13 protein-coding genes are annotated in these 13,965 nt (G+C 64.8%); 2 read left to right on the top strand and 11 right to left on the bottom strand.

Annotation, left to right across the window (positions count from 1 at the left end; genetic code table 11):
- Position 1: 1 nt before the first annotated feature.
- The 5 genes from rsmB to ACYVG8_RS11925 all read right to left on the bottom strand — a co-directional run bounded on the left by rsmB (position 2) and on the right by ACYVG8_RS11925 (position 6,927).
- Positions 2–1,240 carry a 16S rRNA (cytosine(967)-C(5))-methyltransferase RsmB gene (gene rsmB, locus ACYVG8_RS11945; RefSeq protein WP_028498567.1) on the bottom strand — a complete coding sequence of 413 codons (1,239 nt, stop codon included), beginning with the start codon at positions 1,238–1,240 and terminating at the stop codon, positions 2–4.
- Positions 1,241–1,314: 74 nt separating this feature from the next.
- Positions 1,315–2,181, bottom strand: coding sequence for a zinc metalloprotease HtpX (htpX, locus tag ACYVG8_RS11940; protein WP_028498568.1), 867 nt, complete (start codon positions 2,179–2,181; stop codon positions 1,315–1,317).
- Positions 2,182–2,349: 168 nt separating this feature from the next.
- Positions 2,350–3,060 carry a LytR/AlgR family response regulator transcription factor gene (locus ACYVG8_RS11935; RefSeq protein WP_028498569.1) on the bottom strand — a complete coding sequence of 237 codons (711 nt, stop codon included), beginning with the start codon at positions 3,058–3,060 and terminating at the stop codon, positions 2,350–2,352.
- Positions 3,048–4,763, bottom strand: coding sequence for a response regulator (locus ACYVG8_RS11930; RefSeq protein ID WP_028498570.1), 1,716 nt, complete (start codon positions 4,761–4,763; stop codon positions 3,048–3,050). Before ACYVG8_RS11930 ends, ACYVG8_RS11935 begins: the two co-directional genes overlap by 13 nt.
- A gap of 7 nt (positions 4,764–4,770) precedes the next feature.
- Positions 4,771–6,927: a 3'-5' exonuclease gene (locus ACYVG8_RS11925; protein WP_460745876.1), complete on the bottom strand. Its 2,157-nt coding sequence runs from the start codon at positions 6,925–6,927 to the stop codon at positions 4,771–4,773.
- A 130-nt stretch (positions 6,928–7,057) separates the two neighbouring features.
- On the opposite strand from ACYVG8_RS11925, the gene ACYVG8_RS11920 reads away from it, so the two are divergent.
- Positions 7,058–7,738 carry an enoyl-CoA hydratase/isomerase family protein gene (locus ACYVG8_RS11920; protein WP_028498572.1) on the top strand — a complete coding sequence of 227 codons (681 nt, stop codon included), beginning with the start codon at positions 7,058–7,060 and terminating at the stop codon, positions 7,736–7,738.
- Here ACYVG8_RS11920 and ACYVG8_RS11915 read toward each other — a convergent pair whose 3' ends face one another.
- Together ACYVG8_RS11915 and ACYVG8_RS11910 are read right to left on the bottom strand one after the other, a co-directional pair.
- Positions 7,739–8,611, bottom strand: a complete 873-nt coding sequence (locus ACYVG8_RS11915) for an endonuclease (protein ID WP_460745875.1) — start codon at positions 8,609–8,611, stop codon at positions 7,739–7,741.
- A 53-nt stretch (positions 8,612–8,664) separates the two neighbouring features.
- Positions 8,665–9,072 (bottom strand): HIT family protein, encoded by a 408-nt coding sequence (locus ACYVG8_RS11910; protein WP_460745874.1) that lies wholly within the window; start codon positions 9,070–9,072, stop codon positions 8,665–8,667.
- A 166-nt stretch (positions 9,073–9,238) separates the two neighbouring features.
- Here ACYVG8_RS11910 and paeA point away from each other — a divergent pair, with 166 nt between their 5' ends.
- Entirely contained in the window at positions 9,239–10,543 is a 1,305-nt protein-coding gene (paeA, locus tag ACYVG8_RS11905; RefSeq protein WP_460745873.1) for a polyamine export protein PaeA, read from the top strand.
- Between the two features lie 106 nt (positions 10,544–10,649).
- Here the strand turns inward: paeA and ACYVG8_RS11900 are convergent, their stop codons facing one another.
- The 4 genes from ACYVG8_RS11900 to tolB form a co-directional block, all read right to left on the bottom strand.
- Positions 10,650–11,162 (bottom strand): GNAT family N-acetyltransferase, encoded by a 513-nt coding sequence (locus ACYVG8_RS11900; protein WP_107888901.1) that lies wholly within the window; start codon positions 11,160–11,162, stop codon positions 10,650–10,652.
- A 4-nt stretch (positions 11,163–11,166) separates the two neighbouring features.
- A complete protein-coding gene (gene ybgF / locus ACYVG8_RS11895; RefSeq protein ID WP_233495166.1) occupies positions 11,167–11,931 on the bottom strand; it encodes a tol-pal system protein YbgF in 765 nt (254 codons plus the stop codon).
- Positions 11,932–12,075: 144 nt separating this feature from the next.
- Complete coding sequence (pal, locus tag ACYVG8_RS11890; protein ID WP_028498578.1) at positions 12,076–12,588, bottom strand: peptidoglycan-associated lipoprotein Pal; 513 nt, start codon at positions 12,586–12,588, stop codon at positions 12,076–12,078.
- An 89-nt stretch (positions 12,589–12,677) separates the two neighbouring features.
- Positions 12,678–13,964, bottom strand: a complete 1,287-nt coding sequence (tolB, locus tag ACYVG8_RS11885; protein WP_084299909.1) for a Tol-Pal system beta propeller repeat protein TolB — start codon at positions 13,962–13,964, stop codon at positions 12,678–12,680.
- Between the last annotated feature and the right edge of the window lies 1 nt (position 13,965).

Below are 13,965 nucleotides of genomic sequence, written 5' to 3'. Positions count from 1 at the left end.
TTCAGCGCTTGGCGATCCTGGCGTAATAGAAACCGTCATGGTCGGAGTCGGGCAGCAGTTGCTCGTCGCCCTCCAGGCCGGCGTCGTCATGACGGGCAAGGAACGCGTCGATCTGTTCGCGGTTTTCCCCCGGGAAAATCGAACAGGTAGCGTAAAGCATTTTACCACCCGGGGCGAGCAGACCCCACAGCGCGTCCATGATGCGGCGCTGCGTTGCGGCAAAGGCGCGGATATCGTTCGAGCGGCGGTTCCACTTGATGTCCGGATGACGGCGTGCCACGCCGGAGGCCGAGCACGGCACATCGGCCAGGATGCGGTCGAACGGCCGGCCATCCCACCAGCCCTGCGGCGCACCCGCGTCACCGGTCGCCAGCGTCGCCTGCAGCGACAGCCGTTCGAGGTTCTGGGTCACCCGGCGCAGGCGCTCGCTGTCGTGGTCCAGCGCCACCAGATCCAGGGTGTGGCATTCCAGCAACTGACCGGTCTTGCCGCCCGGCGCGGCGCAGGCATCGAGCACGCGCATGCCGTCGGTCACGTCCAGCCAGCTGCCGGCACGCTGGGCGCCCGCATCCTGTACCGAGGCCCGTCCGCTCTGGAAACCCGGCAGGCGGTCCACCGGCACCGGCCGCAGCAGGCGCACGGCATCGCCGCCCAGCGACTCGGCCTCGATACCGGCATCGGCCAGTTCATGCAGGTAGCCATCGGCACTGATCTGGCGCCGGTTGACCCGCAGCGTCATCGGCGGATGCTGGTTGGCGGCGTCGAGCACTTTCTTCCAGTCACGCGGCCAGGCCTGGCGCACCAGGGCAATCCACCATTCAGGGTGGTTCCAGAAGGCGACCGGGTCGCGCGTCAGCTCGGCATCCAGCTCGTCCTTGCGCCGTTGCGCATTGCGCAGGACCGCGTTGACCAGCGACTTGAGCCGCGGCGAGAGTTTCTCGGCGGCACGGACCGCATGGTCGACCACGGCGTACGGCGCCGCCCGCGTCGCTTCCAGCTGGTACAGCGCGACGATCAGCAGCCGGTCGATCAGCGGCTCGGTCAGCGGTCGCGACAGCAGCCGGTCGAGGCGGGCGCGCAGACTGCCGTAGCGGCGCAGCGCGCCATGGGTCAGGTCGATCAACTGGGCGCGTTCGGGCCCGTCGACCCCGGCGGCAAGCCGGCCGAGCACGTCGTTGAGATTGTGACCGTCCAGGGTCGTGTCGAGGATCCGGGCGGCGAGCAGCTGATTCTGGTACATGGCAAAAGAAACAGCCACGGTTGCCCGTGGCTGCTTTCATAATCAATAGTTTGGATTATACGGCGCGATGGCAGTCACGACCAGTCGCCGCGCGCGATCGCTTCCAGGCGGGCAATGCGCTCGTCGGTCTGCGGGTGGGTACGGAACAGCTCGCTGATGCTGCTGCCACCGGCCAGCGGGTTGATGATCATCATCTGCGCGGTTTCCGGATGGGCCTCCGCCGCCGGCATGAAGCGCCCCTGCGCGTAGTACTCGATCTTGCGCAGCGCGGCAGCCAGCGCCAGCGGATCGCCGGAAATTTCGGCACCACCGCGGTCGGCGCCAAACTCGCGGGTACGGGAAATTGCCATCTGGATCAGCGATGCGGCGATCGGCGCCAGGATCGACACCAGCAGCATCACGATCGGGTTGGAACCGCGCTCGTCGTCACGGCCGCCGAAGATCGACGCGAACATCGCCATATTGGCCAGGGCGGAGATCGCACCGGCCACCGAGGCGGACAGGGTCGAAATCAGCGTGTCGCGGTTGCGGACGTGAGCCAGTTCATGGGCCATCACCCCGCGCAGTTCGCGATAGTCGAGCAGGCGCAGGATGCCGGTGGTGGCCGCCACAGCGGCGTTCTCCGGATTGCGGCCGGTCGCGAACGCGTTCGGCTGCTCCTCGTCGATGATGTAGACCTTGGGCATCGGCAGCCCGGCGCGCTGCGCCAGTTCCGCCACCATGCCGTAAAATTCGGGCGCGGTGCTGGCGTCGACCTGGTGCGCGTTGTACATGCGCAGCACCATCTTGTCGGAATTCCAGTAGGCGAACAGGTTCATGCCGCCGCCGACCAGGAAGGCAATCAGCATGCCGCCCCGGCCGCCGATGGCGCCGCCGACGACCATGAACAGTGCCATGATCCCTGCCATCAGAATGGTGGTTTTCAACCAGTTGTTGCTCATTGTGGACTTTTCTCCGTGCCGGATATCTCCGGTATTGAATGCTGTCGACCGGGCAGGATTTCAAGCCCCGGTCCCGGGCTGCGGAGCGGAACGCCCTGCCGGAAACCGGATCTGCCGGCTCCTGATTCTTGATCCGGGCGCTTAAGTCACACTTAGAGCCGGAACGGATCAGCGGAACAGCTTGACCACGAACTGCTGCCGGCGACTGACCGGCACGCGCTCGGGCGAGCCGTTCAGCATCACATACCAGGCGCCGTCGGTATTGCGCTCGAATCCGGCAATGGCGTGCCGCAGTACCAGGCAGTTGCGATGCACGCGCACCACGGCGTCACCATACTCTTCCTCGAGCTGGGTCAGCGGCATGTCGAGCAGGTGCTCGCCGGTCAGGGTGCGCAGGGTCACGTATTTGAGCTCGGCTTTCAGGTACAGCGCCGATTCGATCGGCACCAGTCTGACATGACCACGCTCGATCACGCTGAAGTGCCCCGGTGCGCCGCCCGCCGGGGACGACGGGCGCGACATCAGCCGCGCCAGCACGGCGGCCAGGCGGTCGCGCCGCACCGGCTTCAGCAGATGGTCGACGGTCAGGCCGTCGACAGCGAACGCAGGCGGCTGTGGCTGGGAAGACGCGAACACAATCGCGGGGGGATGGGGGAGCGCCGCCAGTTTGCCGGCCAGGGTGACGCCATCCATTCGTGGCATCTGGACATTGACAAAGGCGGCATCGGCGCGATTGCCGTTGCTGCCCAGCCAGTCAAGCGCCGCGCCGGCGTCGGCCAGTGTCGCCACCACATCGACACCGGCCTCCGCCAACAGCAGGGTCAACCGCTCGCGGGCCTGGGGTTCATCGTCAATAACGATTGCGGTCAGAGCATCCATTGGGTTTTGCCGTGCTTTTCGATGAGATTTCGATAGGCAACAAGCAGGCGCTGGAACTTGACGTTTGCGGGGTCGGCCCGGCGGGCGCGTTCGAGTAATTCGTGCGCCCTCGCCACATGACTTTCGTGCCAGCCCTTGCGGTGAACGAAAGCGAGAATGGCGTTGACCGCGTTCAGCATGATTTGCGAATTGGACGGCAATTCGTCCACCGCCTTGTTGAACAGGGCCACCGCTTCCTCGATTTCACCGGACTGCGCCAGCCGGACTGCTTCGTTGTTGAGATCAACGACCGACTGGACATTCTCTGCAATCAGCTGCTTGCCTGCTTCCGGACGACCAACCTGATTGAAAACCTGTTCGATCCGTTCCAGCAGCAACTCGTCGTCATGGTTGTTCTTCACCATCTGCTGCACCACGTGAACCGCAGCGTCTTCCCGCCCGCTCTTGTAGCAGGCGTGAACCAGTTCCAGACGCGCGTTTTCATTCAGCATAGGCGACAGATCGCGATATTTTTCGATTGCGTCATCAAGAAGTTCGCGACCGCGATGCGGCTGGCCGGCCTGGGTCGCCACTTCGCTCTCGACCACGGTCGAAACCCAGTTCGCGACCGGGTCATTGCGGAATTCGCGCCGCAGATTGGCAACGGTCTGTTGCGCGGCCTTGCCGTCGTTCGACGCCAGTTGCGCCCGCGCCAGCGCGGCATAATCCTCGGGACAGCGGTAGGTCGAATACTTGGCCAGGTCGATGGTGCGGGTAAACGCCTGCTGCGCGGTGGCGAAGTCGCCATCCTGCATCGCCGCCTCGCCAAGCTTCTTCTGCCGGCGCACCACCACTGGCGACAGGTCAGTCGCGGTCGCCAGCGTATTCTTGGCGTTGGCCGTGTCGTGCTTGGCTTCGTAGATGCGCGCCAGCCAGTCGTAGGCCTCCATCACGCGCGAGTTTTCCTCGAGCACTTCCTCGAACAGCTCGCGCGCCTGGTCGTACTGCCGGGTCGACACCAGCGTCTTGCCCAGACCCAGCTTGGCCCACGGCAGCGCCTTGATCTTCAGCACGTCGCGATACAGGCTCTGCGCGCCGAGATAGTCGCCGATCTTCAGTTCCAGCGAGCCCTTCAGCTTCATGAAGTCGAGCAGGAATTCATCGCGCGCGGCAATGCGCTTGTCGCATTCGGAAATCGCGCTCAGGTACTCGTCCTTCATGATCGACTGGTCGACCACGCGCAGCGCATCGCGGCGACGCATCGCCCGTTCGAGCCGCACCCGCAACTGCTCGCCGGTAAACGGCTTCAGCAGATAGGCATCCGGCGACAGTTCCGCCGCGCTGACCACCCGCTCGATGCGGGCCTCGGCGGTCACGATCATGAACACACAAGACTGCTTGATCAGGTTGCGCTCGCGGATTTCCTCCAGCAGGTGCAGGCCGTCATAGCCGTTGCCGAGGTCGTAGTCGCACAGCACCACATCGAAGTCGAAGCGGCCGAGCTTGTTGAATGCATCCGAGATCCGCGTCGCGTACTCGACCTTGTTGGCGCCGAAGGTCGACAGGGTCATCGACACCGCCCGCTGCATCTCGGGCACGTTGTCGATAATCAGGAACAGCTTCTTCGCGTACAGATTGTCGTCGCGCGGCGCGATCTTGGCCGCCTTGACGCTGGAAATGGACTGGTAGCTGGCGTTGTTTCGGTTGGGCTTGTCATCGGTCATAGGGATCTCACACAGCGGACAGTTTGGCGTAGCGCAGATCGAGCCATTTACGTCCTGCGTCCTGAAAATTCACTTCTACCCGCGACTCGCCACCGCCAGCCTCGGCGTCGGTAATGACACCCAGGCCGAATTTCGGATGAGTCACGGTCTGGCCGACCCGGAAACCGCCGACCCATTCGGGGGCGGCTGTCCTGACCGGTGTGCGCGTCTTGCGCCCGGTCGGTGCCCACGGGGCGGCCGTTTCGACCGGCTTGCGCGCGACCGGTTCGATATTGATCGGATGCAGCAGTTCGGGGGGCAATTCGTCCAGAAAGCGCGATGGCAGCGGATAGCGTGTCTGTCCGTGCAGCATGCGGGTCTGAGCATAACTCAAGGTCAGCCGGCGGCGGGCGCGGGTAATGGCGACATACAACAGCCTTCGCTCTTCCTCCAGCCCGTCCGGATCGGCAAAGCTCTGCTCGTGCGGGAACAGTCCCTCTTCCAGCCCGGTCAGGAACACGCTGTCGAACTCCAGCCCCTTGGCCGCATGCACGGTCATCAGCGTGATCGCCTCCTCGCCGGCGGCGGCCTCGTGGTCACCCGATTCGAGCGACGCGTGGGCAAGGAATTCGACCATCGCCTGTGCCGGATCGTCCGGGACGAAGGACACGGCGGCATTGACCAGTTCGCTCAGGTTTTCCAGCCGTTCGCTGCCGTCCTTGTCTGCCTGGTACATCGCGGTCAGGCCACTGGCGTCGATCACGTGGCTGACCAGCTCCGCAAAGCCCAGTGTGTCGGCCGCGGTGCGCAGTTCTTCGATCAGCAGCACAAAACGGCCAACGCTGGCCGCCGCACGGCCCCCGACCTGACAGGCGGCCTGCCACAGGCTGTCGCCGCTGTCGCGGGCCGCCATCTGGATGCCGTCCACCGTGCGGGCACCGATGCCGCGCGCCGGCAGATTGATGATGCGCAGCAGCGCATTGTCGTCAGCCGGGTTGGCCAGCAGGCGCAGGTAGGCCAGCGCATGCTTGATTTCCTGGCGCTCGAAGAAACGCAGCCCGCCATAGACCCGGTACGACAGCCCGGCCTGGAACAGCGCGTGCTCGAGCGCCCGGCTTTGGGCGTTGCTGCGATACAGCACCGCCACGTCGGCCAGCGACACGCCTTCGCGCTTCAGCGCCCGCGCCTCCTCGGCGATGAATTCGGCTTCCTCGCCATCACTCCAGCCGCGGTAGACGCGGATCTGCTCGCCTTCGCCGGCATCGGTCCACAGCGTCTTGCCGAGCCGGCCCCGGTTGTTGGCGATCACCGCATTGGCGGCGGCCAGGATGCGCGATGTCGAGCGGTAGTTCTGTTCAAGCCGGATCGGCTCGCCGGCCGCGTAGTCGCTCAGGAAGTCGCGCATATTGCCGACTTCGGCGCCGCGGAACGCGTAGATCGACTGGTCGTCGTCACCGACGGCAAACACGGTGTTGTCGTCGCCGGCAAAACATTTCAGCCACGCGTACTGCAGGCGGTTGGTATCCTGGAATTCATCGACCAGAATATGACGGAAGCGGCTCTGGTAATGCTGGCGCAGTGCGGTGTTGCCGGACAGCAGTTCGTACGAGGCCAGCAGCAGCTCGGCAAAGTCGACCACGCCTTCGCGCCGGCACTGGCGGTCGTATTCCCGCCAGATTTCCGTCAGTTTGACCTCGAAGTGATCGGCCGGCGCAAAGCGGTCCGCCCGCAGCCCCTTTTCCTTGCTGCCGTTGATGAACGACATCACCTGGCGCGGCGGGTAGGTCTCATCCGACAGCTGCAGCGTCTTCAGCAACCGCTTGATTGCCGCGAGCTGGTCCTGGCTGTCGAGGATCTGGAAGGTCGCCGGCAGGCCAACGTCGCGGTGATGCAGGCGCAGCAGGCGATTGGCCAGCCCGTGAAAGGTGCCGATCCACATCTGTTTCGGGTTGACCGGCAGCATGGCAGTCAGACGGGTCTGCATTTCCCGCGCGGCCTTGTTGGTAAAGGTCACGCCGAGAATGCCGGCCGGGCTGGCCAGTCCCTCGCGGATCAGCCAGGCGATCCGCGTGGTCAGGACGCGGGTCTTGCCGCTGCCCGCGCCGGCCAGCACCAGTGCGGAATGCGGGGTCGTCACCGCTTCGCGCTGCGCCGGGTTCAGACCGGCCAGAAATTCGGAATTCATCTGTCTGCTTAGCCATGGATTAGGTAATTTGGGCCCATTCTATCAAGCGATTGCCCTCCGACGCGCTGCGCTTGTATTCAAACGACCGTTTGAGGCATGATGGATCGATATCCACAAAGGAGATTCCCCGATGCCGCAACTCCGCCTCGACCGCACCGGCGACGTTTTTGTCCTCACGTTCCAGAACGCCGACGCGTCAAACATGCTCGATGACAGCACGCTCGACGAGTTCAACGCCCATCTCGATACGGTCGAAGCGGCAAGCGGCAATGTCGCGCTGCTGATCACGGCGGACGACGAGAAATTCTTCAGCAACGGCATCAATCTCGACTATATCCAGAGTCAGGGCGGCATGCCGTTCCTGCTGAACACCTTCGTGCCGCGGCTTGACCAGCTGCTGCAGCGTCTGGCCCGCTTCGGCTGCCCGACGCTGGCGGCCATCAACGGCCACGCCTTTGGCGGTGGTGCGCTGATTGCCTCGGCCTGCGATTTCCGTACCATGCGCGCCGACCGGGGCTTCCTGTGTTTCCCGGAGGTCGATCTCGGCCTGGCGCTGTCGCCGACCATGGTCGCCTGCGTGAACAATCTGCCCGGCGAGGCGGTACGCCGCCGTCTGGCGCTGACCGGCGCCCGCATCGGCGGCGAGGAAGCTGCCCGCCTCGGCCTGGTCGAAGCCGCCCATGCGCCGGACGTATTGCAGCCGGCCTCGCTGGCCATGGCCGCAGAGCTGGCCAAGAAGAACCGCCGTGCCTATGCGACCATCAAGCGCAGCCTGCTCGGCCCGCGCTGGGATGCCCTGCTGGCCGACTGATCAGCCTGCCGCGCACAGCGCCGCCAGACGGGTGGTGTCGCCGACCAGCGGGTTGCCTTCCCCCTGCCAGCGCACCAGCCGCTCGTTGCGGCGCAGCTCCCAGTCATCGACCGGATACGCGTTCGCCCACGCACAGAACAGTTTCCGGTCCTGGCTGGACAGGCGCAGCTGGTAGCGCTGGTGCATGTACAGCTGGATGCGCGCAATGCGCCCGCGCACTTCCTCGCGCGGCTGCACGCGGCGCAGGCGGAAGTCGACTACCGTCCGGCAACTGCCGTACACCGGCGCAGGGTTGCGCGCCCAGACGCTGTACGGGAAGTTGCTGCGGTCGCCGTTGACTTCACCGACCGCCGGCACCAGATTGACCAGGTCTCCCTCGGCCATCCGGAACAGCGGGTCACTGCTCGCGCACTGCTTGCGACCGCCGTTCTGCCAGCATTGCCGCTGGTGGCCCAGCACCCAGGCCGGCACCACGTGCTCCCATTCGATGCGCTGGCCGCGTTCGGCATTCTTGCGCGGCCGGTAGCCGCAGCTGGTGGCATCGACTTCCTTGCCGCTGTAGCGACAGCCGCAGTAGAAATCTTCTTCCATGCCGGCATAGATGCGCGGCAGGATTTTCTTGGCATTGACGAAGTTGCGATGGCCGACGGCCTTGTTGCCGGACACCAGCTCGACCGCCTGCGGTTCGGACGGATCGGCGGCGGGTGTCAGCGCGCCGTCCAGCGTCTTGCCGAGCCACTCGCCGACCTGTTCGCTGATCAGGCGTGAGCCTTCCTCGATTGCACCATGGGCCAGGTCGCGCGCCTGCTGTTCGGAACAGGCGGCAAGCGTCGCGACGCAACAGGCCGCGAACAGAAATAACGATTTGGACATCAGAAACCGGACAGCCGACAGCGGAAAGTTCGCTATTGTAGACGCTGGCGAACTTATTCCGTTGCAGACAGTCTTGCGCGCAGCCGCGCCGCCAGCCCGTCGACGTCATGGGCAACGCCATCGCGCTGGCGTGCGGCCCAGACCGGCGCCGGGAAATGGGCGTCATCGGCAAAGCGCGGAATCACATGCCAGTGCAGGTGCGGCACCACATTGCCGAGGCTGGCCAGATTGATCTTGTCCGGATTCAGCTCGGCGCGCAGCGCGGCCTCGACCCGCAGCACCCAGTCGAGCAGGTGGGCACGGTCGGCAGCGGCCAGGTCGGTCATCTCGCGCACGTGCGCCTTCCACAGCACCCGGCAGAAGCCGGGGTAATCGGGCTCGTCGTCGACCAGGATGACGCGCAGCCGGGTGTCTTCGAACAGCAATGGCGAGGACGGGGTTTCACACAGGACACAGGACATGGCGCATCCGCAGACAGGAGGATCGAACCCGGATGATACCCAGCGACGGCACGGACAGGCATCCGAAAATTGACTGCACCCGGCTATCCGACGTTATGCTGTAGTCGTCTCCAACGCACTCCCGAATGGGTATTGACCCCCTGTCGGACAGGACCCGGACTTACCTATGAGCTTTCTGCAGCAACTTCTCCTTATCGCCGCCCTTATTGCCGTCAGCATGTTTTTTTCCATTTCGGAAATCTCGCTCGCGGCGGCACGCAAGATCCGGCTGCGCCAGTGGGCGGATGAAGGAATGGTCAATGCCCAGCGCGTGCTGGACCTGCAGGCAAAGCCGGGCCATTTCTTTACCGTGGTGCAGATTGGCGTCAACGCGGTAGCGATTCTCGGCGGTATCGTCGGCGAACCGGCATTCACGCCGTATTACGCCCGGCTGGTCAGCCTGTTCTATCAGGGACCGGAAGTCGCCGCCATCGGCTTTGTGCTGTCGTTCCTGACCGTGACCAGCCTGTTCATCCTGATCGCCGATCTGCTGCCGAAACGGCTCGGCCTGCTGTTCCCCGAACTGATCGCGGTGCGCATTGTCGGGCCGATGCTGACTTGCGTGAAGGGGTGCATGCCGCTGGTCTGGCTGTTCAACGGCCTGGCCAACCTGATTTTCCGCCTGCTGAAGGTGCCGATGGCCCGCTCCGACGACATCACCTCGGACGATATCATCGCCGTGATGGCAGCCGGCGCCGAGGCCGGCGTGCTGCACGCCGGCGAACACCAGTTGATTGAAAACGTGTTCGAGCTGGAAAGCCGGACCGTGTCGTCATCGATGACCGCACGCGAAAGCATCGTCTGGCTGCCGCTGCTGGCCGACAACGACCTGATCCGCCGCACCATCGCCGCCAATCCGCATTCGAAGTTCCTGGTCTGCGACGATGCAATCGACAATGTGGTCGGCTATGTCGATACCAAGGATCTGCTGGTGCGCGCGCTGAACGGCCAGAGCATTTCGCTGAAGACCGAACCGACCGTGCGCCAGGCCCTGCTGATCCCGGACACGCTGACGCTGTCGGAGATCCTGTCGCGCTTCAAGAGCGCGCGCAAGGATTTCGCCGTGATCCTGAACGAATATGCGCTGGTGGTCGGCATCATCACGCTGAACGACGTGATGAGCACGGTGATGGGCGATCTGGTCAGCGTCGAGGAAGAGCAGATCGTCCAGCGTGACGAGCTGTCATGGCTGGTCGATGGTGTAACGCCGATCGACGACGTGATGCGCGTGCTCGACATCGATGCCTTCCCCGATGACGAGCATTACGAAACGGTGGCCGGTTTCATGATGTACATGCTGCGCAAGATCCCGAAACGGACCGACTGCGTCAGTTTCGCCGGCTACAAGTTCGAAGTGGTCGACATCGACAATTACAAGATCGACCAGTTGCTGGTCACCCGCTTGCCGAAGGCGCAGGACGGCGACGTCTAGCGTCGGCGCCAGCCCTGCCACAGCGCGCGCGGCACGCCGATCACGATATACAGCAGCAGGCCGACGAACAGCACGACGAACTCGGCCAGCGCACGCAGCAGGCGCATCAACTGGCGGCAATCACGGGATGGAAGTGGACGATGGCCGCCGGCACGACGCTCGCCGTCAGCGCCATGGCCATGAAGTGACCGGCCGGTACGTCGAACTCGCAGCGCAGCCCGTCGCGGGCGGCAAAGCCGAAGCGGTGGTAGTAGGCCGGATCGCCCAGCACCACCACGCCGGCGGCACCCTGCGCGCGCAAGCGCCCGAACAGCGCCTGCACCAGCGCGCTGCCGACACCGCGCCGCTGGTGGTCGGGATGCACCGACAGCGGCGCCAGTCCTTCCCAGCCGCCGGTATCGGCATCGAGCACCACCGGCGAGCTGGACACATGACCGATCACCTCGCCGGCCTCATCCACCGCCACCAGGCTGGCACTCAGTGCGCCGGCCGCACGCAGCCGGGTCACCAGCGCTGCCTCGGTGCCATCGCTGTACGGGTGGCCGTCGAACGCGGCCGTCACCACGGCGGCAATGGCACCGGCATCAGCCGGCGTCTCGTCGCGCACGTACGCCGTCATCGGTCTATTTCAGTGCCGACAGCTGCTGCTTCGCCTTCTGGGCGGCATCGCTGTTCGGATATTTCTTGATCAGCTGCTGCCAGGTCGACTTCGCCCGTGCCGTGTCGCCAAGATCCCGCTGGCAGCCGCCGATATTGCGCATGGCATCCGGCACCCTGGCATGGGTCGGGCTCAGTTCGATAAAGCGCTGGTAGGTATCGATCGCCGGCTGGAACTGGCGCTCGGCGTTATAGGCGACACCAAGCCAGTAACGGGCGTCCGGTGTCTGCTTCGCGGTCGGGTTGGCGTTGATGAAGGTCTTCAGCGCCGGAATCGCCTGCTTGAAATTGCGGTTGCGCAGCTGCGCCAGCGCCTTGTCGTATTCGGCCCCGACCGGATCGGCGGTCGGCGTCGGTGCGGCGGCGGCCTCACCGTCGTCAGTGCGCGCGGCACTGTCGGCACCCGGCGCCGGCGTGGCGGCGGTCTTGCCTTCCAGCGGCGTCAGACGCTGGTCGAGGTCGTTGTACAGGTCGTTCTGACGTTTCTGCGTGGTCTGCAGATTGTAGTTCAGCACCTCGACGTCCCCCTTGAGCTTGGCCACTTCGGCCTGCAGGGAACCGACCTGATTGATCATGTCGAGCAGCTTGTCGTTGGAAATCTTGGTTTCGATCTGCGACAGCCGCTGCTGCTGCTGCACGATCTGTGCGCGGGTCACGTCGAGATCGGTGGTCGAGGCGCAGCCGGCGGCCAACAGCACCGGCAGGAGGGCAATAGGGAGGCGTCGGATCATGGGCGGATAGGGTCGCTGTAAAAACGAACAACCCGGATGTTGCCACAGCCGCATCCGGGTCGGGGAATTGCCGGCCGGTCCCGGGCCGCGAACGGCGGGCGGGACCGGCAGCAACACAGCCGGCATCAGGATGCCGGCACGCGATCACTCGCCGTCGTAAACGACGTCGGCGCGACGGTTGGCGGCGAAGTCGGCGTCGGTGTTACCCGTGGCGCGCGGCTTTTCCTTGCCGAAGCTGACGGCTTCCAGCTGGGCTTCCGGCACGCCGATCACGCGCATCATCTGCTTGACGGCTTCCGAACGGCGCTGACCCAGTGCCAGGTTGTATTCGCGGCTGCCGCGGGCGTCAGTGTTGCCCTGGATCTGCACCTTGCGGTTGCTGTTCTGCTTCAGGTACTCGGCGTGGGCCTGGACCACCGGCTTGTACTCGTTGCTGACGGCCGAGCTGTCAAAGCCGAAGAACACGCTGCGCTTGGACAGCACGTTGTTCGGGTCCTTCAGCGGATCGATCTGCTGACCGGCAGTGCCGCCGGCGACAGCGCCGCCGTTGCCGGCGTTGGCGCCGGCATTGGCGTTGGTGGAATCGGCCGGCTTGGTGCTTGCGCAGGCGGCGAGCAGGGCGGCAACGGCAACAGCGGTGAGGGTTTGCTTCAGCATCGCTAGGGCTCCTTTATGCTTTGGTTATGTGACGAGGAATTCGGTAGAAGGGCGATTCTCGTGTCAGTCATGCCGGCCTGAGGCCGGTGTCAACGCGGGAAGGGTCCCCAGTCAGGCTCTTGCACGTCTCCCGTGGCCCCCAGGCGCGTCTTGGTACTGCCGTCGCGGGTCACCGTATAGAGGACGCCGCGACCACCCTGATCGGTCGCATAGAGGATCATCTTGCCGTTGGGGGCAAAACTCGGAGACTCGTCGTACTGCGTGGTCGACACGTAGTTGGCCTGGCTGCTGCCGAAATCCTGGAGCATCACCCGGTAGCGGCCGCCTTCGCGGCGGACAAAGGTGAAGCTCTTGCCGTCCGGGCTGACGCTCGGCGACACATTGTAGTTGCCTTCGTAGGTGAGGCGCGTCGCCGCGCCGCCACCCGCCGGCATGCTGAAAATCTGCGGGCCGCCCGCGCGGTCCGAGGTGAACAGGATGCGGCTGCCGTCCGGGGTATAGGTCGGCTCGGTATCGATCGACGCGTTCTGGCTCAGCCGGCGCATGCCGGAACCGTCAGCGTTGATCTGGTAGATCTGGGTGTTGCCCGGCAGCGTCAGCGCGACGGCCAGGCGGGAACCGTCCGGCGCCCACGACGGCGCGGAGTTCGACCCCTTGAAATTCGCCACGGCGCGGCGGGTGCCGGCAGCCAGGTTGTGCACGTACACCACCGCCTTGCGCGTCTCGAACGACACATAGGCGATGCGCCCGCCGTCCGGCGACCACGACGGCGACAGGATCGGTTCCTTCGAGCGCAGGATGGTCTGTTCATTGGCGCCGTCGGCATCGGCCACCCGCAGTTCGTAGTGGTCGCGGCCCGACTTGCTGACATAGGTGATCTGGGTGCCGAAGATGCCGCGCTCGCCGGTAATCGCCTGGTAGATCATGTCGGCGATGGTATGGGCGAGCTGGCGGCTCTGCCGCGGCGTAATCGAGAAACTGCCGCCGGTCAGCTGTTTTTTCTGCGCGACGTCCATCAGCCAGAAGCTGACGGCGAGCTTGTCGCCCTGCTGCTGGACCTTGCCGACCGAGATCGAGAACGCGCCAGCGGTCTTCCAGTCCGGATAGGCGATCTGGCCCGGTTCGGTCGGCTTGTTGGCGACGCTGTTCGGATCGATGAAGCGGAACACGCCGGTGCGCGCCAGGTCATTGCGGATGATCGGGGTCAGCCCACCCGGGGCAAGGTTTTCGCCGGCAAACACCGGCAGCGCGATCGGGTGCTGGTTGGTACCGCCGCCGACGATTTCCACCGTCATTTCGGCACGGGCAACGCCCGCAGCCAACAGCATCAGCACGGGAACGAACAGTCGGGTCAGCCAGTGAGTGCGCATCGTCATC

It is taken from the genome of Microvirgula curvata, assembly GCF_054781615.1.
This window is presented reverse-complemented; position numbering and strand designations above follow the sequence as displayed.

Coding starts and splice junctions, on each gene's coding strand:
- rsmB (WP_028498567.1), bottom strand. CDS start 1,240: ATGTACCAGAATCAGCTGCTCGCCGCCCGGATCCTCGACACGACCCTG.
- htpX (WP_028498568.1), bottom strand. CDS start 2,181: ATGAGCAACAACTGGTTGAAAACCACCATTCTGATGGCAGGGATCATG.
- ACYVG8_RS11935 (WP_028498569.1), bottom strand. CDS start 3,060: ATGGATGCTCTGACCGCAATCGTTATTGACGATGAACCCCAGGCCCGC.
- ACYVG8_RS11930 (WP_028498570.1), bottom strand. CDS start 4,763: ATGACCGATGACAAGCCCAACCGAAACAACGCCAGCTACCAGTCCATT.
- ACYVG8_RS11925 (WP_460745876.1), bottom strand. CDS start 6,927: ATGAATTCCGAATTTCTGGCCGGTCTGAACCCGGCGCAGCGCGAAGCG.
- ACYVG8_RS11920 (WP_028498572.1), top strand. CDS start 7,058: ATGCCGCAACTCCGCCTCGACCGCACCGGCGACGTTTTTGTCCTCACG.
- ACYVG8_RS11915 (WP_460745875.1), bottom strand. CDS start 8,611: ATGTCCAAATCGTTATTTCTGTTCGCGGCCTGTTGCGTCGCGACGCTT.
- ACYVG8_RS11910 (WP_460745874.1), bottom strand. CDS start 9,072: ATGTCCTGTGTCCTGTGTGAAACCCCGTCCTCGCCATTGCTGTTCGAA.
- paeA (WP_460745873.1), top strand. CDS start 9,239: ATGAGCTTTCTGCAGCAACTTCTCCTTATCGCCGCCCTTATTGCCGTC.
- ACYVG8_RS11900 (WP_107888901.1), bottom strand. CDS start 11,162: ATGACGGCGTACGTGCGCGACGAGACGCCGGCTGATGCCGGTGCCATT.
- ybgF (WP_233495166.1), bottom strand. CDS start 11,931: ATGATCCGACGCCTCCCTATTGCCCTCCTGCCGGTGCTGTTGGCCGCC.
- pal (WP_028498578.1), bottom strand. CDS start 12,588: ATGCTGAAGCAAACCCTCACCGCTGTTGCCGTTGCCGCCCTGCTCGCC.
- tolB (WP_084299909.1), bottom strand. CDS start 13,964: ATGACGATGCGCACTCACTGGCTGACCCGACTGTTCGTTCCCGTGCTG.